This is a genomic window from Pseudomonas sp. (assembly GCF_033723075.1).
Classification (GTDB): domain Bacteria; phylum Pseudomonadota; class Gammaproteobacteria; order Pseudomonadales; family Pseudomonadaceae; genus Aquipseudomonas.
Genome location: NZ_JAWVXU010000007.1, coordinates 143,059 through 165,636, shown reverse-complemented (window position 1 = coordinate 165,636; position 22,578 = coordinate 143,059). Strand labels below are relative to the sequence as shown.

18 protein-coding genes are annotated in these 22,578 nt (G+C 62.8%); 13 read left to right on the top strand and 5 right to left on the bottom strand.

Annotated elements, in window-relative coordinates:
• Positions 1-2: 2 nt before the first annotated feature.
• The 5 genes from tatA to R3355_RS10700 all read right to left on the bottom strand — a co-directional run bounded on the left by tatA (position 3) and on the right by R3355_RS10700 (position 6,166).
• Positions 3-233 carry a twin-arginine translocase TatA/TatE family subunit gene (tatA, locus tag R3355_RS10720; RefSeq protein ID WP_318961177.1) on the bottom strand — a complete coding sequence of 77 codons (231 nt, stop codon included), beginning with the start codon at positions 231-233 and terminating at the stop codon, positions 3-5.
• A gap of 111 nt (positions 234-344) precedes the next feature.
• Complete coding sequence (locus R3355_RS10715; protein ID WP_318961176.1) at positions 345-1,049, bottom strand: cupin domain-containing protein; 705 nt, start codon at positions 1,047-1,049, stop codon at positions 345-347.
• 60 nt (positions 1,050-1,109) lie between these two features.
• The gene (locus R3355_RS10710) at positions 1,110-1,967 is read right to left on the bottom strand and encodes a GNAT family N-acetyltransferase (RefSeq protein WP_318961175.1); all 858 of its coding nucleotides are present in this window, start codon (positions 1,965-1,967) and stop codon (positions 1,110-1,112) included.
• Between the two features lie 511 nt (positions 1,968-2,478).
• Complete coding sequence (locus R3355_RS10705) at positions 2,479-3,816, bottom strand: OprD family porin (RefSeq protein ID WP_318961174.1); 1,338 nt, start codon at positions 3,814-3,816, stop codon at positions 2,479-2,481.
• 1,024 nt (positions 3,817-4,840) lie between these two features.
• Complete coding sequence (locus R3355_RS10700) at positions 4,841-6,166, bottom strand: FAD-binding oxidoreductase (RefSeq protein WP_318961173.1); 1,326 nt, start codon at positions 6,164-6,166, stop codon at positions 4,841-4,843.
• A 766-nt stretch (positions 6,167-6,932) separates the two neighbouring features.
• On the opposite strand from R3355_RS10700, the gene R3355_RS10695 reads away from it, so the two are divergent.
• From R3355_RS10695 to argE, 13 genes are all read left to right on the top strand, one after another.
• Positions 6,933-7,922 carry an ornithine cyclodeaminase family protein gene (locus tag R3355_RS10695; RefSeq protein WP_318961172.1) on the top strand — a complete coding sequence of 330 codons (990 nt, stop codon included), beginning with the start codon at positions 6,933-6,935 and terminating at the stop codon, positions 7,920-7,922.
• Between the two features lie 37 nt (positions 7,923-7,959).
• The gene (locus tag R3355_RS10690; protein WP_318961171.1) at positions 7,960-8,931 is read left to right on the top strand and encodes a threonine/serine dehydratase; all 972 of its coding nucleotides are present in this window, start codon (positions 7,960-7,962) and stop codon (positions 8,929-8,931) included.
• 226 nt (positions 8,932-9,157) lie between these two features.
• Positions 9,158-10,630, top strand: coding sequence for an aldehyde dehydrogenase family protein (locus tag R3355_RS10685; protein ID WP_318961170.1), 1,473 nt, complete (start codon positions 9,158-9,160; stop codon positions 10,628-10,630).
• A gap of 372 nt (positions 10,631-11,002) precedes the next feature.
• The gene (locus R3355_RS10680) at positions 11,003-11,671 is read left to right on the top strand and encodes a haloacid dehalogenase type II (protein WP_318961169.1); all 669 of its coding nucleotides are present in this window, start codon (positions 11,003-11,005) and stop codon (positions 11,669-11,671) included.
• Positions 11,672-11,710: 39 nt separating this feature from the next.
• On the top strand, positions 11,711-12,985 hold the full coding sequence (locus R3355_RS10675) for an FAD-binding oxidoreductase (protein ID WP_318961168.1): 1,275 nt from the start codon (positions 11,711-11,713) through the stop codon (positions 12,983-12,985).
• An 85-nt stretch (positions 12,986-13,070) separates the two neighbouring features.
• A complete protein-coding gene (locus R3355_RS10670) occupies positions 13,071-14,714 on the top strand; it encodes an ABC transporter substrate-binding protein (protein ID WP_318961167.1) in 1,644 nt (547 codons plus the stop codon).
• A gap of 83 nt (positions 14,715-14,797) precedes the next feature.
• The gene (locus tag R3355_RS10665) at positions 14,798-15,751 is read left to right on the top strand and encodes an ABC transporter permease (protein ID WP_318961166.1); all 954 of its coding nucleotides are present in this window, start codon (positions 14,798-14,800) and stop codon (positions 15,749-15,751) included.
• Positions 15,748-16,662: an ABC transporter permease gene (locus R3355_RS10660; protein ID WP_318961165.1), complete on the top strand. Its 915-nt coding sequence runs from the start codon at positions 15,748-15,750 to the stop codon at positions 16,660-16,662. Before R3355_RS10665 ends, R3355_RS10660 begins: the two co-directional genes overlap by 4 nt.
• A gap of 1 nt (position 16,663) precedes the next feature.
• Positions 16,664-18,496: an ABC transporter ATP-binding protein gene (locus tag R3355_RS10655; protein ID WP_318961164.1), complete on the top strand. Its 1,833-nt coding sequence runs from the start codon at positions 16,664-16,666 to the stop codon at positions 18,494-18,496.
• Positions 18,493-18,801, top strand: a complete 309-nt coding sequence (locus R3355_RS10650) for a (2Fe-2S)-binding protein (protein ID WP_318961163.1) — start codon at positions 18,493-18,495, stop codon at positions 18,799-18,801. Before R3355_RS10655 ends, R3355_RS10650 begins: the two co-directional genes overlap by 4 nt.
• Positions 18,783-20,207 carry an NAD(P)/FAD-dependent oxidoreductase gene (locus R3355_RS10645; protein ID WP_318961162.1) on the top strand — a complete coding sequence of 475 codons (1,425 nt, stop codon included), beginning with the start codon at positions 18,783-18,785 and terminating at the stop codon, positions 20,205-20,207. Before R3355_RS10650 ends, R3355_RS10645 begins: the two co-directional genes overlap by 19 nt.
• Positions 20,204-21,358 (top strand): FAD-binding oxidoreductase, encoded by a 1,155-nt coding sequence (locus R3355_RS10640; protein WP_318961161.1) that lies wholly within the window; start codon positions 20,204-20,206, stop codon positions 21,356-21,358. Before R3355_RS10645 ends, R3355_RS10640 begins: the two co-directional genes overlap by 4 nt.
• Positions 21,355-22,512 (top strand): acetylornithine deacetylase, encoded by a 1,158-nt coding sequence (gene argE, locus R3355_RS10635; protein WP_318961160.1) that lies wholly within the window; start codon positions 21,355-21,357, stop codon positions 22,510-22,512. The genes R3355_RS10640 and argE overlap by 4 nt, the downstream gene beginning before the upstream one ends.
• The last annotated feature ends 66 nt before the right edge of the window (positions 22,513-22,578 follow it).

Here is a 22,578-nt window from a genome sequence, read left to right as displayed (position 1 = left end):
CTTTAGTATTTGTTGCTCGGTTCTTCGACCTTGCGCGCCTGGGCATCGATGGTCTGGCCCTTGTGCTCGTCCACCGCAGGCTTGTCATCATCGTTGCCCATGGATTTCTTGAAGCCCTTGATCGCATCGCCGAGGTCGGAGCCCAGGCCCTTGAGGCGCTTGGTGCCGAACAGCATGACCACGATCAGCAGGATGATCACGAGTTGCCAGATACTGATGCCGCCTATGCCCATGATGTGTACTCCGTGATGAGGGGGTCGATCGGTTGGTGAGACGGGTGGGCCAGCAGCAGTACGTACCGTGCTGGCCTGGGCCGCAGGGCGGGTGCCAAACCCTCCCCAAGTTTATTTGCAGACGTAGAACTTGCGTACGTAGACGTGACTTTCCCAGGCGCATTCCGCGCCGAGCGGTACGAATACGCTATCGCCGGCGTTGAGCTGCAGGCTTTCGCCTTCTGGCGAATGCAGGGTGACGCTGCCTTCGATCAGGTGCATCAACTCGTTGACTTTGTGTGGCCGCCCATGGCGCGTGTAAGGCGTCGAGTCCCAGACGCCGATGAGCACGTTGGCGCTGTCCTTGTAGCTATTCTTCGAGCGGCATTGGGGCCCGGCGCTGATCAGGATCTGCGCATCGGGCGGTGTCGAGGGCGACAGGTGGGCGAGCGGATCGAGCGGGGTGAGCCCCGGGTTCTGCTCGTCTGTGACTTGAGCACAAAAAGCCCAGAGCGTATCTGCCTGCGCCTGGATCTGCAGAGCCGTGCCACGGCCGATCACCGCGCTGGCTCCGCGGCCCAGTTCGAGGGTGCAGTCTTCGGTTTGCAGGGTGAGGTGCCCGCTGTGCACCACGATCATTTCGAGCTGAGGGTAGTCAGCGATGGTGAATGATCCGCTCGCCTGCACGACGCCCGCAGCCATGCCGTCTGGCCCGAGATAAGCGATTTCCCGCACCGTGCCGAACGGGTCGGCAGGGCTCAAAGAAGCCGGGGTCATGGGCGTAGGCGCACGGCTGCCATCGGCGCGTACCAGCAGCAGGATGGTGGGTTGTGACATCAGGGGTATCTCCAGGAACTGTTATTGGTAAGGGGTGTAAATGCCCGTAGCAAGGGCTGGTCAGCCAATGGCCTGAGTCACCAGGGCGAATTGGCTGACGCCGCCGACAGCGCGCGGCGGCGTTCCGCGGGCCATTTGCGCGACCCTGTCGACCTGTTTCAGGCCAGCTGCTTCGAGCCAATCGGAGAGGCCGCTGTCGGCCGGAATATCGATGCGTACGAAAGCCTCCGGCACTTGTGCCAACAACACGCCTATCAGGTGTTTCGCCTGTTCGGGATTTTCCGCGATGACCGGGCCGATACAGCGGCCACGGCCGAACGGACGCAGCATCGCGAAGGCGCGTAGCTGGCCGTCGCGCTCGATACCGACCGCCTGTTCGACGACATCGAACAGGTCGCTGAGTACGCTTTCGCGGTCCAGCCCGCTACCGGCATTGGCCAGCTCGAGCTGGCGAACCCGATCGGCTGCGGTCAAGGGCCGGCACTGTTCACCGGCGGGTAGGGCAGGGGTCTCGGCGGCTTGTGCCTGGCCCTGATGCTGGTGGATCTGACCGAACTCGACGAAGCCTTGGCTGGCGTACAGCGGGACACCCGCCAGTGTGGCGTTGAGTATGGCGGTGCGCGGCGTGCAGGCCTCGAGTGCCAGTTCCATCAGCTTGCGGCCAATGCCTTGGCCCTGGTACTCGTCGCTGACGATCACCAGGCCGATGGTGGCGTAAGCGCCCTGTGGGCAAGCGAATGCGGTACCGATCATGCGGCCGTTGTCCTCTACGACGAAGCCCTCAGCGACGCGTTGCAGCATGGCCCAATCCTCCAGGCGATGGGGCCACTTCAACAGCACGGACAAGGCATGGGCCGCCGCTACATCCTCGGCGGTCATGGGGCGATAAAGGAGGGAAGGGCGTTGAGCGACGGACATGGCAGGACTCCGTTGTTAGCTGTGTGCGGCGGAAAATTCTCAGCGGTTATGGGTCTGTATCCCACCTGCTGCGCAGCCTGACAAGGGGCTGAAGGCAATTCGGCAGATTCCCCAAGTGGTAGCTCCATGGGCCATATTTTTTACTTGGACGAGAGCCACTATCAGCAGTAAATGCTTGGCTGTTTTTCTGAGGGGAGGCCTACATCGAAGGTTTTGCACCGATCGATTCTTGCTCCAAGGGTGCGCTTGATAGGGACTTTGCATTGGCTATGTACCAATACTGTGCTGCGTTCAGGCTTGGGCGCTTAAGTGTGAAGGGTCTGACCTCGTAGGGTGCGCCGTGCGCACCAGCGCTGGCTGCAGACTCTTGGTGCGCACGGCGCACCCTACCTATTGCGGTATAAAACTAAAAAAGGCGCCCGGATGGGCGCCTCAAGGCTAAGGGAGCGGATCTAGGGCCTTCAAGAAAATCCCCGACCGGCCCACGATAAAAGCCAATCGGGAACTGCCGTTACAGAATGCTCAGCGGATACTCGATGATCAGACGCACCTCATCGGTGCCTTTGTCGAACGAGCTGGAGCGGTAGGTGGCCTGGCGCAGGCGCAAGGAGAGATCTTTGGCCGAGCCCGACTGGACCACATACTTGGCTTCCACGTCGCGCTCCCAACGCTTCTCGTCGTCGACTCCGGCGCGGAAATAGGCGCCAGTAGGATCGGCCTTGGTGAAATCGATCTGGTCGCCTTTGATGTAGCGGGTCATGAGGGTCAGACCCGGCACACCGAAGCTAGCCATGTCGATGTCGTAGCGGACCTGCATGGAGCGCTCGTTGGGGCGGTTGAATTCGGCGTACTGCACCGAGTTGGCCAGCCAGATCGAGTCGACACCGTAGAAGTCGAAGGTCTCGTCGCCATCGATCTTCTGGTAGGCCAGGCTGAGCTTGTGTGGGCCGAAGGCGTAGGCGGCCTTGGCCGACCAGCTGGTGGTGTCGATCTGGCCGGCGCGAGCCTCACCTTCGTCGCTGGTCTTGTAGGCGGCCAGGCCGAAGCTCAGTGACTGCTTGTCGGCCAGCGGGATGGTGTAGGAGGCATAGCCGAAGTACTGGCGCCAGACCTCTTCGGCCTCGCTGGCGTAGGCCATCAGGCTGAGGTTGTCGTTGACCTTGTAGGAGCCGCCGATGAAATCGACGCTGTCGGCCTCGACTTCGGCGTAGCTGGAGATCAGCTTGTCATCCGAGTTGGTCGAGTTTCTACCGTTGTACGCGGTGAAGTGGCCGGCCTCGAGGAACAGCTTGTCGAACTCTCTGCTCGACAGCTGGAAGCCGGTGGCCACTTCAGGCAGCAGGCGGTTGTCACCCATGGCGAATACCGGGGCGGTCGGGCGCTGTTCGCCGTATTTCAGCTCGGTGGAGGAGATGCGCATCTTCACCGCGCCGCCGATCTCGCCGAAGGAGTCCGGCACTTCGGCATCGGCAGTCCCGTTGTTGCTGATCGGCAGCAGGCCGTTGCCGACCCGGCCGCGGCCAGTATCCAGCTTGACCCCGCCATAGGCGAAGGCATCGGCGCCGAAGCCGACGATGCCCTGGGTGAAACCGGAGGCGAAGTTGAGCATGGCGCCGTGTGCCCACGCCTCGCGATAGCCGTTGCGCTCACTGGACGGCTTGGCGCCGTTGCTGCCCTGACTGTTGCTGCCGCCATCATGGAAGTCGCGGTTCATATAGAAATTGCGGTTGAGCAGCTTCAGGCTGCTGTCTTCGATAAAGCCATTGGTTTGCTGCTGGCCGGCTACGGCCAGTTGCGAGGCGGCGGCGGTGACCGCCAAGGCTAGAAAGCTGGGTTTCACGACGTTCATGGTCTACTCCATAGGTTTTATTATTCGCGTAGCCGTTCAGAAGAACCGCTGCAGAACTGGCGCAGCCGGGCAGGGCTCGCCCAAGGCGCGGCGTCTGTATCCCACTGGTGCCAGGGCCTGGCAAGAGGCTGAAGACAATTCGGTAGATTCCCCAAGTAGCGGTTCTATAGGCCGTATTTTTTACTTGGACGGGGCTCGCTATCAGCAGTAACTGCTTGGCTGTTTTTTTCCCGGAGGCGAAAGTCATGAGCCGGAAAGGCATGGCGGGTATTCGAAAAGCGCTAAGCCCGAATCGATATCAAGCCGAGTTTTTCGTCGGTATCGGCCCCGCCGAGGCAGGCAGGGTTCGGATCCGGATCGGCCTTGCTGCCGTCGCTATCGTTACCCTCGATAGAGCGGGCCATAAGGGGCAGGTCGGCACGCCGAAGTGGGTCATGTAGAGGTCGTAACGGATTGGCATGCAGCGCAAATTGGGGCGACGCTGTATTGAAGCGAGTGCGTCGGCCGGATGAGGACGACGGGCATGTCCGTTAGCTGGTCTTCTCTGCTCGCCAAGGCGGTGGCGTCAGCGCTTCCCTGAGCATCGCCAGGAAAGCGGTGGTTCGCGCGCTTCGCCCGTGGCGGGGGCCAAGCATGGCGACGACATCGGCGGGCGGGATCTCCCAGTCCGGCAGGATGCGCCTGAGGCGGCCTTCAGCGAGATCATCGGCAACGTTCCATTCGGAGCGACCTTCAATGCCAACCAGCTCGCCGAATGGGAAGCGTGGCAGGGTAGGGCACGCCAGTTCGACATCAATACGCGAATACTGTGTCTCGCGGAGGCGATCTCAGCGATCCCGTCCGTGGAGCGGCAATGTGTCCACCGCGCCGGAGCTCGCGCTTGATAGGCTCGCCTATGAAAGCCTGATAGGCGGTCGCTCGTTAGAGCTGTCGACTTTTCTGCGAGTGGTGCGCTGTTCAATAGCTAAACTGAATAGGAAAAAGGCGAGAGCAAGGCTCCCGCCAAAACAGCGAGGGAAGACTGTCAGAAATCCGAGACCTTGCCCCAAGCCCCTTTGTTCAGCCGGGCAAGGCTGTACTGGGTGTGGTCCACGAACGGCGTCTTGCCCGTCGCCAGTTCGGCAATCAGGCGCCCGGCGCCGGGGCCGATGCCGAAGCCGTGGCCGGAAAAGCCGGCAGCCAGAATGAAGCCGGGCAGGTTTTGCGCTTCGTCGATGACCGGCACACCGTCTGGGGTGGTGTCGATATAGCCTGCCCAACCTGCCTGAACGGGCACGCTGCCCAGGGCGGGCAACAGGCGGCGCGCACGGGCAAGGGTATCCTGCAGGATTGCCTCAGACGGGCGCGGGTCGAGGATGCGCACGCGTTCCATCGGTGTAGGTCGGTCGAGCGCCCATTTGCGGCACGTCTCGTGTCCGTACTGCCAACCTTGCAGGTCACCCGGTGAGAGCACTCGCCAGCGTTTGGCGAACATTGGCAGAAAATACGATGAGAAGCGAAGTTGCTGCGGCGTCGGATCCACATTGGCCCGTCCGGAAATGGCCAGGGTATAGCCGCCATCCCCGCGCCGGGTGACGCTTACCTCACTTGTGTGAAGTGCATCGGGAAGCCCCTGGGCCCCCGGCATGACCGATAGGATGCTAGAACGCACCGACGCTTGCGGAAAGCGAATGCCGAGCTGTGCACAGAAGGAGGAGGCCCAGGCACCGCCGGCCATCACCACCTGTTGGGTCTTGATTACACCCTTTTCGGTAATGACCCCCGATACCCGGCCAGCCTCGGTCTCGATACCGCGGGCGGCGCAGAACTGGTGCAGCGAGCCGCCATGTTTGAGCACGCCCTTGGCGATCAGTGGCGCCGCCCGTGCCGGATCGGCGATGCCGTCGGACGGCGAAAACACCCCTCCCAACCAGGGCTTGCCGGTCGCCTCGCCGCGTTGCGTGGCTTCGGCGCCGCTCAGCATATGGGTCGTGACGCCCTGGGTGATCGCGAAGTCGCGCCATTTCGCCCAGCCGTCCAACTCGGCCTGATTATCCGACAGATAGAGCAATCCGCAACGGCGGAAACCGAGGTCCTCATCGAGGTCGGCGGTGATCTCCTCCCAGAGCGCGAGACTCTTGGTCGACAAGGGCAGTTCGCGCGCGTCGCGGTTCTGCTGGCGGCACCAGCCCCAGTTGCGGCTGGATTGCTCGGCGCCTATACGGCCCTTCTCGATCAAAGCAACACTCATACCCTGACGGGCCATGTAATAGGCGGCGCATACGCCGATAATACCGCCGCCGATGACGACGGCATCGGCGCTTTTTGGCAGCTCCGGGGTGGACTGTATGGTGATCAAGGGAGCCGGCATTCTATTCTCCTGGCCTGAAATCTATTGTTTTACGCCTTTGCAGCGAGCAATGCAGACAGTGCTGCAAAGCGGCCTCAATGCTGTGCCAGTGCGCGCTGATAAGGTGATCGGCACGCACAAGATCGGAACGATCGAAACTGAGATCCGGGGTCTGCTGCCCTGTTGGTCGATTCGGAGCGGCAGACCAGGCTACGGCAGGCATCACGCCAATCGCCCATGCCGTTGCGCTGATCCTATATTAGGCATCACGACCCGCAGAGGGCTGTCGTATTGGTAGTGCGCAATCGCAGAATCGGGCGTTTTCGAGGGTGGGCTCGGAAGTTTATGCTGCGGCGGGCGGAGTGATCGGCGCGCCAGGTCCTGTAGCTTGAGCGCTGACTGTTCCGCCCATCACCTGCTGCTCGCTTTCCGTATGTACTTCCTGCTTGGAGGAAGGTGACGCGTGCGGGCAACGAACATGCCCGTTGCCACCCTCATTGGGCTCTTCAGGCCCTTCACCCCGACCGATGAGTACTCAGCTCGATCCTGGTTGCAGGGCCGGAGCGTTTGCTTTCGCCGATGGCGATGAAAATAGTCGGAAGTTGCGTATTCCCAGGGTATCCGGAATTTTCTGCTGAGCGCTCGGCGGCATACTAATCGCAGCAAGCCGGCAATGCATTCCCGTGGGGCTCGCGCCGAACATGGCGAGCAATCCCGCCTTGACGATGCTTGGGTAAATCCTGGCTAACCACAGATGCCCTGATCAGAGAACAGTGAGGTCGTGTAGATGAAAACACTGCTGCTTACTAAAGAAGAAGTCGGCAGATTGATATCCATGAAGGAAGTCATAGGTACGGTGGAAGAGGCATACAAGGCTTTCAGCAGTGGGCAGGTGGTTCAGCCTGACTATATTGGGATACACCTTCCCGCGCCGCGCGGAGAAATCGACTTCAAGGTCGGTTACTGCAAGACCAATGAAATCATCTCGATGAAAGCCTCTTCCGGAGGCTTCCTCGATAACCCGAGCGCACATGGCGTGCCCAACGGCATGGGTAGCGTTCTGCTGTTCGATGCCAGGAGCTGCGCGCTGATCTGCGTCATGGACGGCAGTCTGCTCACCGGTCTCCGCACGGGAGCGTCGGGAGCAGTCTCGGTCAAGGCGCTGGCGAGAAAGGACGCCAAGAAGATCACCTGCATAGGTACCGGCAACCAGGCGCGGATGCAGATTCGCGCCGTCAGCCTGGTGATGCAGATCGAAGAGATCCATGCCTGGAGTCGAAACCCGGAGACGCTCGCCCGCTTCAAGATGGATATCGAAGGCGAGTTCGGTATTCCCGTGGTCCTCGCCGATTCGAAGAAAGAGGCGGTCGAGCAGGCCGACATCCTGATCACCACCACCCGTGGCAAAGGCCCGCTGGTGGAAGCGAGCTGGGTGAAACCCGGCACCCACATCGTCGCCATCGGCACGGATATGAAAGGCAAGCAGGAGCTTGATCCGGAAATATTCAGGCACGCCAAGATCGTCAACGACTCGATCTCGCAGTGCATCGATAAAGGGGAAACCTGGCATCCACTGAACGAGAAGATCATCGGCCTGGACGATATCCACGGCGAGATCGGCGAGGTACTGCTCGGCACCAAGCCCGGTCGGGAGAACGATGAAGAAATCACCATCTTCGACTCCACCGGCATGGCCATACAGGACAACACCACTGCCGAAAAAATCTATCGCAATGCGCTGGAAAACAACGTCGGAACCTTATTTTCGTTCCTTTGAGTTCTGATTTTTCGGCAGTACGGAGAAAGGAAATTACATGCGCGACCATCCGACCATTCAGGACATTCGAGAAGCCCAAGAGCGGCTGAAACCCCATATCAAACATACACCGCTACTGCGCGCGGAGAAGCTAGAGAAAGCCGCCGGTTGTCAGCTCTATCTGAAGCCTGAAACCCTGCAAATCACCGGGGCGTTCAAGATTCGTGGCGCGCTGAACAAGACGCTCTCGCTGCCCAGGGAAGAGATTGCCAACGGCATCATAGCCACCTCTTCCGGTAATCACGCCCAGGGGCTCGCCTACGCCGCCCGCATGCTCGGCGTGAAAGCCATTCTGGTGCTTCCGGTGACCACCCCGAAGATCAAGATCGCCAATACGCAAGCCCTCGGGGCGGAGGTGATTCTCTTCGATGGCGACACCGCTGCCCGCTGGAAAAGGGTGTATGAAATCGCCGAGGAAAACGGGTATGTGCCCGTCCATGCCTTCGAGGACCCGCTGGTGATGGCCGGTCAGGGCACTATCGGTTGCGAGATCCTCGAAGACCTGCCGGATGTCGATACGGTCATCATCCCCATGGGCGGCGGCGGCCTGATTTCCGGCATCGCCACCGCTATCAAGGAAATCCGGCCATCGGTGCGAGTTGTCGGTGCGGAGCCGGCGTTGACGCCCAAGTACTATCACAGCCGGTTGAACAAGCAGCGCACCACGCTGCCCTTGAAGAACACCATTGCCGACGGCTTGAGGATAAGTGTGCCGGGGCAGAATCCCTATCCGATCATCGAGCGCTACGTCGACGAGATCGTCCTGGTCGAGGACGAGCACATCATCCAAGGCATGCGCGCCCTGGCCAAGGACGCGAAACTGATCGCCGAGCCCGCCGCCGCGATCGGCATCGGCGCACTGCTGGCGGGCGTGGTCAAGGTCAGGCCGGATGAGAAGGTCTGCGTGGTACTGACCGGCGGCAACTGGGACCTGTGCGATCTGGCCGAGATCTACGCAGTTGTCGAGTAAATCTTTCCGGGGGGGCAGAAGTCTCTGGCCATATCGCCGCTGCTAGAGGCGGTGACCAGAAGTCTGGAGTACTTCAGTCGATTACATAAGGGAAAGCCCGAAAGACCGTAGCTAATGCTTGAGCGAGGCGGTAAGTCCGCAGCAAATATCGGGGGATATTTCCTAGGATAGAGGCCTGGCTACGCAATGCACCGAGCCGGTGCCACGCCCCTTTCTGGAGTCCTTTATGAACAGCTTCGACCCTAGCATCGTCAAGGTGCGCAGTGCCCATTTTATCGGCGGGAGATACCGCGATGCCCTGCCGGGGCTGGAAGTGGTGCGACCCTCGGATGGCCAGTACTACGCCCAACTGCCGATCGCCGATGTGGCGCTGGTCGACGAAGCGGTGGAGAACGCCTGGCAGGCATTTCGCCAGAGTGACTGGGCGACCCGCCCGCCGCGCGAGCGCACCCGCGCCATGCGCCGTTGGGCCGACTTGATCGAGGCGGACGCGGCGACCCTTGCGCCGCTCGAAGCGATCGGCTCGACCCGTCCGCATAGAGACGTGCTGGCCTGGGACATCCCCTACGTGGCCGAGGTTCTGCGCTTCTTCGCCGAGCTCGCCGACAAGCACGGCGGCCAGGTGGCGGCGACCCAGCATGACCGCCTGGGCATGCAGATCGCCGAACCCTACGGGGTGGTCGGCGCCATCGCACCGTGGAACTTTCCGCTGAGCATGGCCAACTGGAAGGTCGCGCCGGCCCTGGCGGCCGGCAACGCGGTGGTGCTCAAACCCTCGGAGCTGACCCCGTTCTCCATCCTGCGCTACGCCGAACTGGCGGTGCAGGCGGGGATCCCGGCGGGCATCTTCAATGTGGTGCAGGGCGACGGCCGGCTCACTGGCGACGCCCTGTGCCGTCATCCGCGGATCAGCAAGCTGACCTTCACCGGCTCCACCGCCACCGGCGCGAGCATCATGTCCACCTGCGCCCAGTTCGGGCCGAAGCCGGTGACCCTCGAGCTCGGCGGCAAGAGCCCGCAGTTGGTGTTCGCCGACGTCCCGGACCTGCAGAAAACCGCCCGCAGCGTCGCCATGGGTATCACCGGCAATGCCGGGCAGGTCTGCGTGTCCGGGTCGCGGCTGATTATCGAACGTTCGATTCTCGAGCCCTTCGTCGAATGCCTGCAGGGCTACTTCCGCGAGCTGCGCCCCGGCCATACCTGGTCGGCGCAGACCAGCCTGTCGCCGATCATCTCCCGTCAGCAGGCCGAGCGGATCGACGGCATCGTCCAGCGTTCGCGCCAGGCTGGCGCCGAAGTGCTGGAAGGCGGTGGCCCGATCGAGGGGCTTGGCGGCGCCTACTATCAGCCGACACTGCTGAGCGCGCCGGACAGTCGCAACCCTGCGGTGCTCGAGGAGATCTTCGGCCCGGTGCTGACAGTGCAGACCTTCGAGGATGAAGAGCAGGCTCTACGCCTTGCCGAGCACCCTACCTATGGCCTGGCTGCCGGGGTGCACACCGCCGACCTCAACCGCGCGCTGCGCCTGATTCGCGGCCTGGAAGTCGGCACGGTGTGGGTCAACCGCTACGGGCGTAGCAACGATCACATCCTGCCGACCGGGGGCTATAAGCGCTCGGGTATCGGTAAGGATCTGGGCAGCGAAGCCTTCGAGGCCAACTTGCGTCACAAGAGTGTGCTGATCGATATCACCGGTTGAAAACACTGGCCGGTGCCGCCGGCTTCAAGCCTCGCGGCAGCATGAGCGGGCGCGTCCTCAGGGCGCGCCCGTTTTCGTTGGGGCCGGCGTAGGTTCTGCGGCGCCAGGCGAGTGGGGTGGTCGGGCGGGCGTTTCGATAGCCCGCTAAGGTGCATGAATAGGGGATTCGCCCGGTTTTGGAGCGATCCGCAGCCTCTGCTGAGGCCGACCCGTAAAACGGTGGTTTGTACCGGGTGGCGCGCGCTTTTGACGTCATCTGCTGGTTTCATGGTGCTGTAATAAAGCCGTGGTGATGCGACGCATCGTCGCTCCTGAGAGTAGGGGCCATGCAGGCGACACCATGTTCATCAACGAACTTTCAGGACTGTCCTAATGAGCTTTCTTCGACCCAAGTACATCACCTTCGACTGCTACGGCACGCTGACCAACTTTCAGATGGGACCGTTGACGCGCGAACTGTTCGCCGATCGCATTGCCCCTGAGCAGATGGATCAGTTCGTCAAGGATTTCTCGGCCTATCGACTGGATCAAGTGATGGGCGACTGGAAGCCTTACGACGAGATCCTCAAGACTGCTTTGGCGCGCGTCTGCAAGCGCTGGGGCGTCGAGTACCGTGGCGAAGGCCAGCTCTACTATGACGCCGTGCCGACCTGGGGGCCGCATGCCGACGTGCCGGCCGGTCTGTCGAAGATCGCCGACAAGATCCCCCTGGTGATTTTCTCCAACGCGATGGACGAGCAGATCATGTCCAACGTCGACAAGCTCGGCGCGCCTTTTCATAAGGTCTTCACCGCTCAACAAGCGCAGGCCTACAAGCCGCGTCTGCAAGCCTTCGAATTCATGCTCGACAACCTCGGCTGCGGTCCTGAAGACATCCTCCATGTGTCTTCGAGCTTCCGTTACGACCTGATGCCGGCCGACGACATGAAGATCAAGAACAAGGCCTTCGTCGCTCGTGGCCACGAACAGCCAGGCAACACCTGCTACAGCTACCGGCAGATCTCCGACATCGGCGGCTTGGCCGGCTTGGTCGGTCTCTGATCGGCAACGGTCGCTCTTCACGGCATTAAGGGGTTGGATATGCACAGTGAATCCTACTGGCTCGATACCGCACCGGCGTTTACCGGCGCGCAAAACGGTGCGCTGCCGGAGCGGGTGGATGTCGCCATTGTCGGCGGCGGTCTTACCGGTTTGTCGGCGGCCCGCGCATTGGCCATGAAGGGGGCCAAGGTGGTGGTGCTGGAAGGCGGGCAGGTGATCGGCGAAGCCTCCGGGCGCAACGGTGGGCATTGCAGCACCGGCGTTGCCCAGGACTACGCCGCCCTCAGCGCCAGCCTGGGTGCGGAGCGGGCGCGGGCCTATTATCGGGCCTACGAGAGTGCGGTGCAGACGGTGGTCGCGCTGGTGGAGCAGGAGCAGATCGCCTGTGACTTCAAGCGCAACGGCAAGCTCAAGCTGGCGGCCAAGCCCCTGCACTACGAGGGGTTGGCGCGGACCTGCGAATTGATTCGCCGGGAGGTCGACGCCGACGTCGAGCTGTTGTCCGCAGAAGAAACCCGCGCCGAAGTCGACTCGGCCCAATTCCATGGCGGCCTGTTGCAGCGCAACGGCGTGCAGATGCATATCGGCCGTTTCGGTGTCGGCTTGGCCCACGCGGCCGCTCGGCACGGCGCGCTGATCTACCAGCACACCCCGGTCAGCGATTGGCAAGCCAATGCCGGCGGTTATCGGATCAACACCGCCAAGGGCTCGCTGCAGGCCAGGCAGATTCTGCTGGCAACCGGTGCTTGTCAGCACGGTGACATGGGTTGGTACCGGCGACGGATCGTGCCGGTGGGCAGTTTCATCATCGCCACCGAGGTGCTTCCCCAGGCCTTGGTCGAGCGCTTGCTGCCGGCCCGTCGTTCCTACGTCACCAGCCGCATTATCGGTAATTACTTCCGGCTGACCCCGGACAATCGCCTGCTGTTCGGCGGCCGTGCGCGCTTCGCCATGTCTGGCGCGAATTCGGACGCCAAGAGCGGCAAGGTGCTGCAGGCGGCGATGGTGCAGATGTTCCCGCAGTTGGCCCATGTCAAGGTCGATTACTGCTGGGGCGGCTTGGTGGACATGACCTCCGACCGCTTGCCGCGCGCCGGCCAGCATGGCGGGGTGTACCACTCCATGGGTTACAGCGGCCATGGCGTGCAGATGTCGGTGCACATGGGCCAGGTCATGGCCGAGGTCATGGACGGCAAAGTCGAAGCCAACCCCTGGCGGGAATTGAGCTGGCCGGCGATTCCCGGGCACTTCGGTAAGCCCTGGTTCCTGCCGATGGTGGGTGCGTATTACCGGCTGCAGGACTACCTACACTAAATGTATGCAGTTGCTTCACGTTGCAAGAACGCTTCGCCAATGCGCGGGCACCCGAGCCTTATCAATTTCGAAAGGAAGAAACGATATGACTGACAATAAAAACAAAGTCGACTCCCAGCTGATCACAGGCGAAGAAAGCCTGCGGGTTTTCGAGGGGCTCAACCGGGGTATGTCGCGCCGTGATGCACTGCGCATGTTGGGGTTAGCCGGGGTGGCCGTCGCGGGTGCGGGCAGCCTGTTCGGCTCGGCCGGCCAAGTGTTCGCCGCAACCTCCGCAAGCACGGGTAAAGGCAAGCGGGGCGGCCGCATCAAGGTTGCCAGTGCGACCAGCTCCACCGCCGATACGCTGGATCCGGCGAAGGGCGCGAACTACACCGACTACTGTCGCCACAACATGTTTTATAACGGCTTGACCACGCTGGACGAGCAACTGGCGCCGCGCATGGCCCTGGCGGAGTCGTTCGATACAGCTGATGCGATCTCTTGGACCATCAAGCTGCGCAAGGACGTCGTGTTCCACGATGGCAAGCCATTCACCTCGGCCGACGTTGTCTATTCGCTGACCCGTCACAAGGTGCCGGAGGTTGGCTCCAAGGTGCTGACCATCGCGCAGCAGCTCGATGAGGTGAAGGCCACTGGGCCGCACGAGCTGCAGATCCGCTTGGCCAGCCCGAACGCCGACCTGCCAGCCGTCCTTGCTACTACGCACTTCCTTATCGTGCGTGACGGCACTACCGATTTCGCCATCGCCAACGGCACCGGGCCGTTCAAGTGTGCGGAATTCCAGCCGGGTGTGCGCTCGATTGCCGCGCGCAACGCCAGCTATTGGAAGCCGGGCCTGCCCTACCTCGACGAAATCGAGTTCTTCTCCATTCCGGACGAGAGCGCTCGCATCAGTGCCCTGCTCGCCGGTGACGTGGACCTGATCAACCCGGTCAATCCGCGTTCGGTTTCGCGCATCCAGGACAGTGCCAACGTAGCGTTGATGGAGACCCCGACCGGTGGCTACACCAACCTGGTGATGCGCGATGATCTGGGTCCGGTGCAGAACCCGGATTTCGTCCTGGCGATGAAGCATCTGCTCGATCGCAAACAGATCAACCGGGCTGCCTTCCGTGGCTACGGCAAGATCGCCAACGACCAGCCGATCGCCCCTGGCAGTCGTTACTATTTCGCCGGTCTGCCACAGCGTGAGTACGACCCGGAGAAGGCCAAGTTCCACCTGCAGAAGTCCGGCATGGCTGGACGTTCCCTGCCTATCGTAGCGTCCGAAGCAGCTACCGGCTCGCTGGACATCGCTCAGTTGCTGCAGCTCTCGGGGCAGCAGATCGGACTCAAGCTCGATATCAAACGGGTGCCGGCGGATGGCTACTGGTCCAATCACTGGATGAAGCATCCGCTGGGCTTCGGCGCGATCGGTGCGCGTCCGACCGCCGACTTGATGTTCAGCCTGTTCTTCAAATCCGACGCGGGCATGAACGAATCGGGCTGGAAGAACGAACAGTTCGACCAGTTGCTGGTTGCCGCGCGCGGTGAGACCGACGACGCCAAACGTAAGCAGATGTATGCCGATATGCAGGTGCTGGTGCATGAACACTGCGGTATCGGTATCCCGCAGTTCAACAGCAGCCTCGATGGCCACAATGCCAAGTTGAAAGGTCTTACCCCTCATCCGCTCGGTGGTTTGATGGGCTACATGTTCGCCGAGCACGTCTGGCTGGATGCCTGAGCGATTGGTGCAACGATAGTTCGATAACCAAGGCGCCGTCTGCCGGGCATTGCAGGCGGCGTCATAAAGAAAAGGGTTTAGTTATGAACAGCACTATTGCACGCCTGGTTGTGGGTCGGTTGGCTGTAGGCGTGCTTACGCTGCTTATTGTGTCGCTCGTGGTGTTTTTCCTCACCAGCCTGCTACCGGGTGACGCGGTCCAGGAACAGCTAGGCCAAGAAGCAACTCCGGAAGCGCTGGCGGCGCTGCGCGCGCAGTTGGGCCTGGATCTACCCGTGCACCTGCGTTATTTGAACTGGCTGGGCGGGCTGATCACCGGCAATCCCGGCATTTCCCTGGTCAACGGCATGCCGGTCGACGACATGATCGCCAGTCGGCTGCCCAATACCCTGCGCCTGGCAGCGGTCACCACGCTGGTCTCGGTGCCGCTGGCGCTGACCATAGGTATTCTGTCAGCGATGTACCGCGGCTCAATCTTTGACCGTTACAGCAACATGCTGGCGGTGTTCGCCGTCTCCGTGCCGGAGTTCCTGATTGCCACCATTGCGGTACTGATCTTCGCGGTCAATCTGGGTTGGCTGTCGGCGCTGTCGCGCACCGTTGAGGTCGATTCGCTCGGCGAACTGATTCGCGTCTACGCGTTGCCGGTGCTGACGCTGTGCTGCGTACTGACGGCGCAGATGGCGCGCATGACGCGGGCCGCGGTGATCGATCAGCTCAGCGCCTCCTATGTCGAAATGGCGATACTCAAGGGGGCACGACCGATACGGGTGGTGCTTCGTCATGCGCTGCCCAATGCGATCGGGCCGATCGCCAACGCCGTGGCGCTGAGCCTGTCGTACCTGCTGGGCGGCGTAGTCATAGTCGAGTCGATCTTCAACTATCCGGGCGTCGCGACACTGATGGTAAACGGTGTGGTCACTCGTGACATGCCGCTGATACAGGCGTGCGTGATGTTGTTTAGCCTGGGTTTTCTGGTGCTGGTGCTGCTGGCTGACCTCTGTGCAATTCTATCCAACCCGAGGCTGCGCAAATGAAACTGAACAGTATTTCACCTAAAACGAGCCTCGGGAGCGGCAAGGATAACGTGCTGAAGCAGGATGGACCGAACGAGCCGGTGCGAACAGGCCGGCGCCGGCTCTCGCTGTCTTTCAGCGGTGTCATCGGTCTGCTGATCGTAACCTTCTGGGCTGTGATGGCCTTCGCCGGGCCGTTATTCGCGCCCTACGATGCCAACGCCATGGTCAGCGACGGTTACTTCGGCCCGCTCAGCCTGCAGTTTCCCTTGGGTACGGACTACCTGGGGCGGGATATCCTCAGCCGCTTATTGCACGGCGCGCCCTACACCATCGGCGTGGCGTTGGTGGCAACAGCGCTTGCCTGCACGGCTGGCGTGGTTCTGGCGCTGGTGGCGGCCGCTTCCGGTGGCTGGATCGATGCACTCATAAGCCGTACCCAGGATGCGCTGATCGCGATCCCGAACAAGATTTTTGCCCTGCTCATGGTGGCGTCGTTTGGCTCCTCGGTGCCGCTGTTGTTGCTGATGGCCGCATTCGCCTATATGCCGGGCTCATTCCGCATCGCGCGTGCGGTCGCGGTGAACGTCATGACCATGGACTTCGTCCGGGTTGCGCGTACCCGCGGCGAAGCCATGCCCTACATCATCTTCATCGAAGTGCTGCCGAACATGCTGCGCCCGGTGCTTACCGATTTTGGCCTGCGCTTCGTCTACGTGGTGCTGCTGCTCAGCGCGATGAGTTTCCTTGGACTGGGCGTGCAGCCGCCGGACGCCGACTGGGGCTCGCTGGTGCGAGAAAACATCGAGGGCCTTTGGGCGGGTGCCCCGGCCGTGCTGGCACCGGCGGTCGCCATCGCCACCCTGACCATGGGGGTCAACCTGCTCATCGACAGCTTCGGCGGGCGATCCAAGCGCGAGACGGAGAAGTGAGATGAACGAAATCGTCAAGGTAAGCGGCCTGCGCGTAGCCGCCCGTAACGAAGAGGGTATCGATGTGCCGATCGTGCACGGCGCCGATTTCAGCCTGAACAAAGGCGAAGTACTGGCGCTGATCGGCGAGTCCGGTTCCGGCAAGAGCACCATAGCGCTGTCGCTGATGGGGTATGCCCGCTCGGGTTGCCGTATCGTCGGTGGCTCGGTACGGGTCGGCGATGTCGACGTGCTGAAACTGTCGGATGCCGAGCTGGCAAAGCTGCGCGGGCGCACCGTGGCGTATATCGCGCAGAGCGCGGCCGCGGCATTCAATCCGTCCAAGAGCATCATGGAACAGGTGATCGAAAGCGCACTGATCCACGGCGTTCTGTCGCGCAAGCAGGCGCAGACCAAGGCTGTCGAACTGTTCCGCGAGCTGGCGCTGCCGGAGCCTGAACGTATCGGCGCGCGCTATCCGCACCAGGTCTCGGGTGGGCAGTTGCAGCGGCTGATGGCGGCGATGGCGCTGATCACCGATCCGGCACTGGTGATTCTGGATGAGCCGACCACGGCGTTGGATGTCACGACCCAGATCGAAGTGCTGCGGGCTTTCAAAAAGGTGGTCCGTGAACGTGGCACCACGGCGATTTACGTCTCCCACGACCTGGCGGTGGTGGCGCAGATGGCCGACCGCATCGTCGTGCTGCGCGACGGCCAGATCCAGGAAAACAACCCTACCGAACAGATCCTGGCAGCGCCGGAACATCCCTATACCCGCAGCCTGCTGGCCGCGATAAGGCCGGCGGCGCGGCAGGGCGCGGGCGATCAAGAGGCAGCTGCGGCGGAAGAGGATGTGCTGCTCGACATCCACGGTCTGGAGATTTGCTACGGCACCAAGAAGGTGCTGCAGGATGTCGATCTGAAGATCCGGCGCGGCGCGGCAGTCGGCGTGATCGGCGAGTCGGGGTCGGGAAAAACCACCCTGGCGCAGGCCATCGCCGGCCTGGCACCAACATCGGCCGGACGTATCCTGCTGGACGGCCAGCCGCTCAGCAGGACGCTGGCCGGGCGTACCCGCGAGCAGTTCCGGCGCGTTCAGTTCGTCTTCCAGAACGCCGATACGGCGCTGAACCCAAAGCACAGCATCGAACAGATCCTCGGCCGCCCGCTGCGTTTCTATCACGGCATGAAGGGTGCGCAGCAGCAGCGTCGGGTGGCCGAGTTGCTGGAGTTGGTGCAGTTGCCGGCCAGCCTTGCGCAACGCCGGCCCGGCGAGTTGTCCGGTGGTCAGAAGCAGCGCGTCAACCTGGCGCGGGCGCTGGCGGCGGAGCCGGATCTGATCCTCTGTGACGAAGTGACCTCAGCGCTGGATACGGTGGTGGGCGCGGCGATTCTCGAGCTGTTGCGCGACCTGCGCCGCGAACTGGGGGTTTCCTACCTGTTCATCAGCCATGACATATCCACCGTACGTGCGCTGTGCGACGACATAGTGGTGATGTACAGCGGGCACAAGGTCGAGGCCGGCGATCAGCAGGCGTTCGTCCAGGCGCCGTTCCATCCCTACACCAACCTGTTGACCAATTCGGTGCCGGAGCTGCGCCAGGGCTGGCTGGAAAACTGTGGGGCCGCTAAAGGCGGGCTGCCGTCGATCGGCGAGCCGGCCAGCGGCGCGCATCTCTGTCCGTTCCTCGATCGTTGCCCGGTGCGTATCGAAGGGGTGTGCAATCGCAGCGCGCCACCGCGCCACAATATCGCCGGCGGTAGTGAGGTTCTGTGTCATCACACGGGTGCCGATCTGCTCAAGGCGCAGGGCGGTGTGAACAGCATAAAACTAGTGGGTAGCTGCGCATGAACGCGCGTTTCGTACGCTTGGCTGAGCGTGAGCGGCCAACGGTCAGGCTGCTGGTCGATGGCGAGCCCATCGAGGCATTGCAGGGCGACACACTGATGGTTGCGTTATTGACCCGGGTGTCGGCGCTGCGCCAATCGGAATTCGATCCAGGCCGCCGTGCAGGATTCTGTCTGATGGGCGCCTGTCAGGACTGCTGGGTCTGGACCCGTAGCGGCGAGCGTCTGCGCGCTTGTGCCAACGAAGTCTGCGAGGGGCTGGATATCGTTACCAAGCAACCGGAGGCGATATGGCCACTGCGCGGTTGAAGAAACTGCAGAAGGACGGTTTACGGGTGGTGATAGTCGGTGCCGGTCCAGCGGGCACCCGCTGCGCCGAGACCCTGGTGGCGGCGGGAATCAGGCCGATTCTGCTGGATGAGAACCGCCGTGATGGCGGCCAGATCTATCGTCGCCAGCCCGAGGGTTTCACCCGCGACTACGCCACCCTGTACGGCAGCGAGGCGGACAAGGCCAGGGCGCTGCACCAGAGTTTCGACCGCCTGCGCGAGCAGATCGATTACCGGCCCGACACCCTGGTGTGGAGCCTGACGCCGGGCCAGCTATGCTGCGTCAGCCAGGGCAAGCATTCGACCCTGGACTACGACGCGCTGATCCTCTGCACCGGCGCCACCGATCGGCTGATGCCGGTCGAGGGTTGGCAACTGGCTGGCTGTTACAGCCTGGGCGGGGCGCAGATAGCGCTGAAGGCGCAGGCGGTGTCGATCGGTCGCCGGGTGGTGTTCCTGGGCAGCGGGCCGCTGCTGTATCTGGTCGCCAGCCAGTACCTCAAGGCCGGCGCCACGGTGGCCGCGGTGCTCGACACCTCGCCGTTGCGCAGGCGCATTGCGGCGTTGCCCAAACTACTTGCCCGCCCCAGGCTGCTGTTCACCGGGATGAAACTGCTGGCGCAGCTCTACCTGGCGCGAATCCCGGTGCACCTGGGGGTCGAGCCCCAGCAGGTGCTGGGCGATGCGGCCAGCGGCGTCAGCGCGGTGCGTGTGCGCACCAGCCACGGTGACAACCTGCAGTTCGATTGCGATGCAGTCGCGCTGGGCTATCACCTGCGCCCGGAAACCCAGCTGGCCGACTTGGCCGGTTGTCGTTTGCGGTTCCAAGAGGTGTCGCAGCAGTGGGTGCTGGATACCGATGGAGAAGGGCGCACTTCGGTCCGCGGTGTGTACGCCGCCGGCGATGGCGCACGGATCCGTGGAGCCGATGCGGCGGAGCATGCCGGACGCCTGGTAGCGCTGGCCCTGTTACAGGATCTGCAACAACCGGTGCACGGCGAAGCGCTTGCCTTGCAGCGTCGCGTCCTGGCGGTGATGGATGAATTCAGTCACGGCCTGTGCCAGGCCTTTCCCTGGCCGGCGGCGCAGGCCAAGGCCTTAGCGGACGAGGCGATCGTCTGCCGCTGCGAAATGATCACGGCCGGCGAGCTGCGCTCCGTGGTGCGCGAGAAGGGCGCCTGCGAGGTCAATCGCGCCAAGGCCTTCAGCCGGGTCGGCATGGGCCGCTGCCAGGGTCGCTACTGCTCCCAGGCCGGCGCCGAGGTGATCGCCGCGGCGGCTGGCGTCGCTGTCGAACGGGTCGGCCGCCAACGCGGCCAGGCACCGGTCAAGCCGCTGTCGATGTTGACCGAGGAACTTAAGCAGGCCGAGGAGATGGCACCGTGAGCATTGAGCGGACCGATGTACTGATCATTGGCGGCGGCCTGATGGGCGCGGCTTCGGCATTCTTCCTGCGTCAGCGCGGGCGTTCGGTGGTGCTCCTCGAGCGGGACATGATCGGCCAGTATGCCAGCGGGGTGAACTTCGGTAACGTGCGCCGCCAGGGCCGTATCCTCGGCCAGCTGGCGCTGGCCAACCGCTCCTTCGCGCTGTGGAAGCGCCTGCCGCAACTGATCGACGACGATATGGAGTTCATCGCCACCGGCCATATGCGCGTGTGCTACCGCGAGGACGAGATCGCCGAGCTGGAGGCCTACGCCGCGGCGCCCGAGGCGCGCGAGCTGGACCTGCGCATCTTCAACGGCCGCGAGCTGCACCAGCGCTTCCCGTTCTTCGGCCCGGAGGTCAAGGGCGGCTCCTATGCGCCGCACGACGGCCATGCCAACCCGCGCCTCGCCGCACCGGCCTTCGCCCGCGCCGCGCGGCGCGCCGGGGCGATCGTCGAGGAGCGCTGCGAGGTGACTAGCGTACAGAAGGTCGGCGGGCAGTTCCGGGTGAGCACCAGCGACGGCCGCGAGTACCGCGCCGAGCAGCTGCTGATCACGGCCGGCGCCTGGGGCGAGAAACTCTCCGCACAGTTCGGCGAGCCAGTACCGCTGATCTCCAAGGGCCCGCAGATGTCGGTCACCGAGCCGGTGCCCTATGTGCTGAAGACTGTGATCGGCGTGTACACCAAGATCCCCGAGGAAGGGCTGTATTTCCGCCAGATCCCGCGCGGCAACATCATCATCGGCGGTGGTAAGCACAGCAAGCCGGACATGCTCAACCGCCGCGCCCATTTCGATCCGCCAAGCATCTTCATGCAGCTGCAGCAGATGCGCCGGCTGGTGCCGCATATGGCCAACCTGAACATCATCCGCACCTGGAGCGGCATCGAGAGCTACCTGCCGGATTCCCTGCCAGTGATGGGCCCCAGCGGTACGGTCGATGGCCTGTATTACGCCTTCGGCTTCAGCGGCCATGGTTTCCAGCTGGGTCCGGGAGTAGGGGACGTGATGGCCGAACTGATAAGTACCGGCAGTACCAGCACCGCCATCGAACCCTTTCATATCCGCCGGTTCGCCACTTCATCCCTGCAGCGGAGCAAGGCGTCGTGAAACCCCGTGTACTAGAGATTCTCAAGCGCCTGATCGCCTTCGAAACGGTTTCCGCCGACTCCAACCTGGCGCTCATCGAATATGTCCGCGAGCTGCTGCTGAGCAAGGGCATCGAATCCTTGATCGTCAAGGACGAGAGCGGGCGCAAGGCCAACCTGTTCGCCAGCACCGGCCCGCGCGAGGTGCCGGGGATCCTGCTGTCCGGGCACACCGACGTGGTGCCCGCCGCCGGCCAGGCCTGGACGGTGCCGGCGTTCCAAGCGACGCTGCGGGACGGGCGACTATATGGCCGCGGCAGCTGCGACATGAAAGGCTTTATCGCCCTGGCGATCGACGCGATGCTCAATGCCGCCGACGCCTCGTTGAGCCGCCCGTTGCAGCTGGCGCTGTCGCATGACGAGGAAATCGGTTGCGTCGGCGTGCGCCGTCTGCTCGATGTGCTGCACCTGGCGCCGGTGCGCCCGTTCCTCTGCATCGTCGGCGAACCGACCGAGATGCAGTTCGTCCTCGGGCACAAGGGCAAGGGTTCCTACCGTGCCCACTGCCGGGGCCAGGAGGCCCACTCCTCCCTGGCGCCGCGGTCGGTCAATGCCATTCACGTGGCCTGCGACTTTATCGCCGCGCTGCGCGAGGGGCAGCGGCACCTGCAACAGCAAGGTGCGCAGGATGCGGATTACGACGTTCCCTATAGCACCGTGCATGTCGGGCGGATCGAAGGCGGCAAGGCCCTAAACATAGTGCCGAACCTGTGCAGCCTGGACTTCGAAGTGCGCAATCTGCCCGCCGACGACCTCGATCAGTTCCTCGAGCAGATGCGCGAACAGGCCGAGACGATCATGCGCGAGGCCAAGCGCTTGTCCAGCGTCGCCGCCATCGAGATCGAGACCCTGAACGTCTACCCCGGCCTCGATACCCACCCCAGCGTGGAAGCCGTGCGCTTGTTGAAGAACTTCGCCCCGGCGGGTACCGGCATCGGCAAGGTGTCCTTCGGCACCGAGGGCGGCTTGTTCAACCAGCGCCTGAATGTACCGGTGGTGGTCTGCGGGCCGGGCTCCATCGACCAGGCGCACAAGCCCGACGAGTTCGTCGAGCTGAGCCAGATGGATGCCGGGGAGCGCTTTCTCGATGGGCTGCTCGGTTCGTTGAAGCTGTAACAGCCGCGTTCTCGTCCGGCCTTCCTTAATTCGATCTTCCGAATAGGGGGAGGGCCGTCTCGCGTC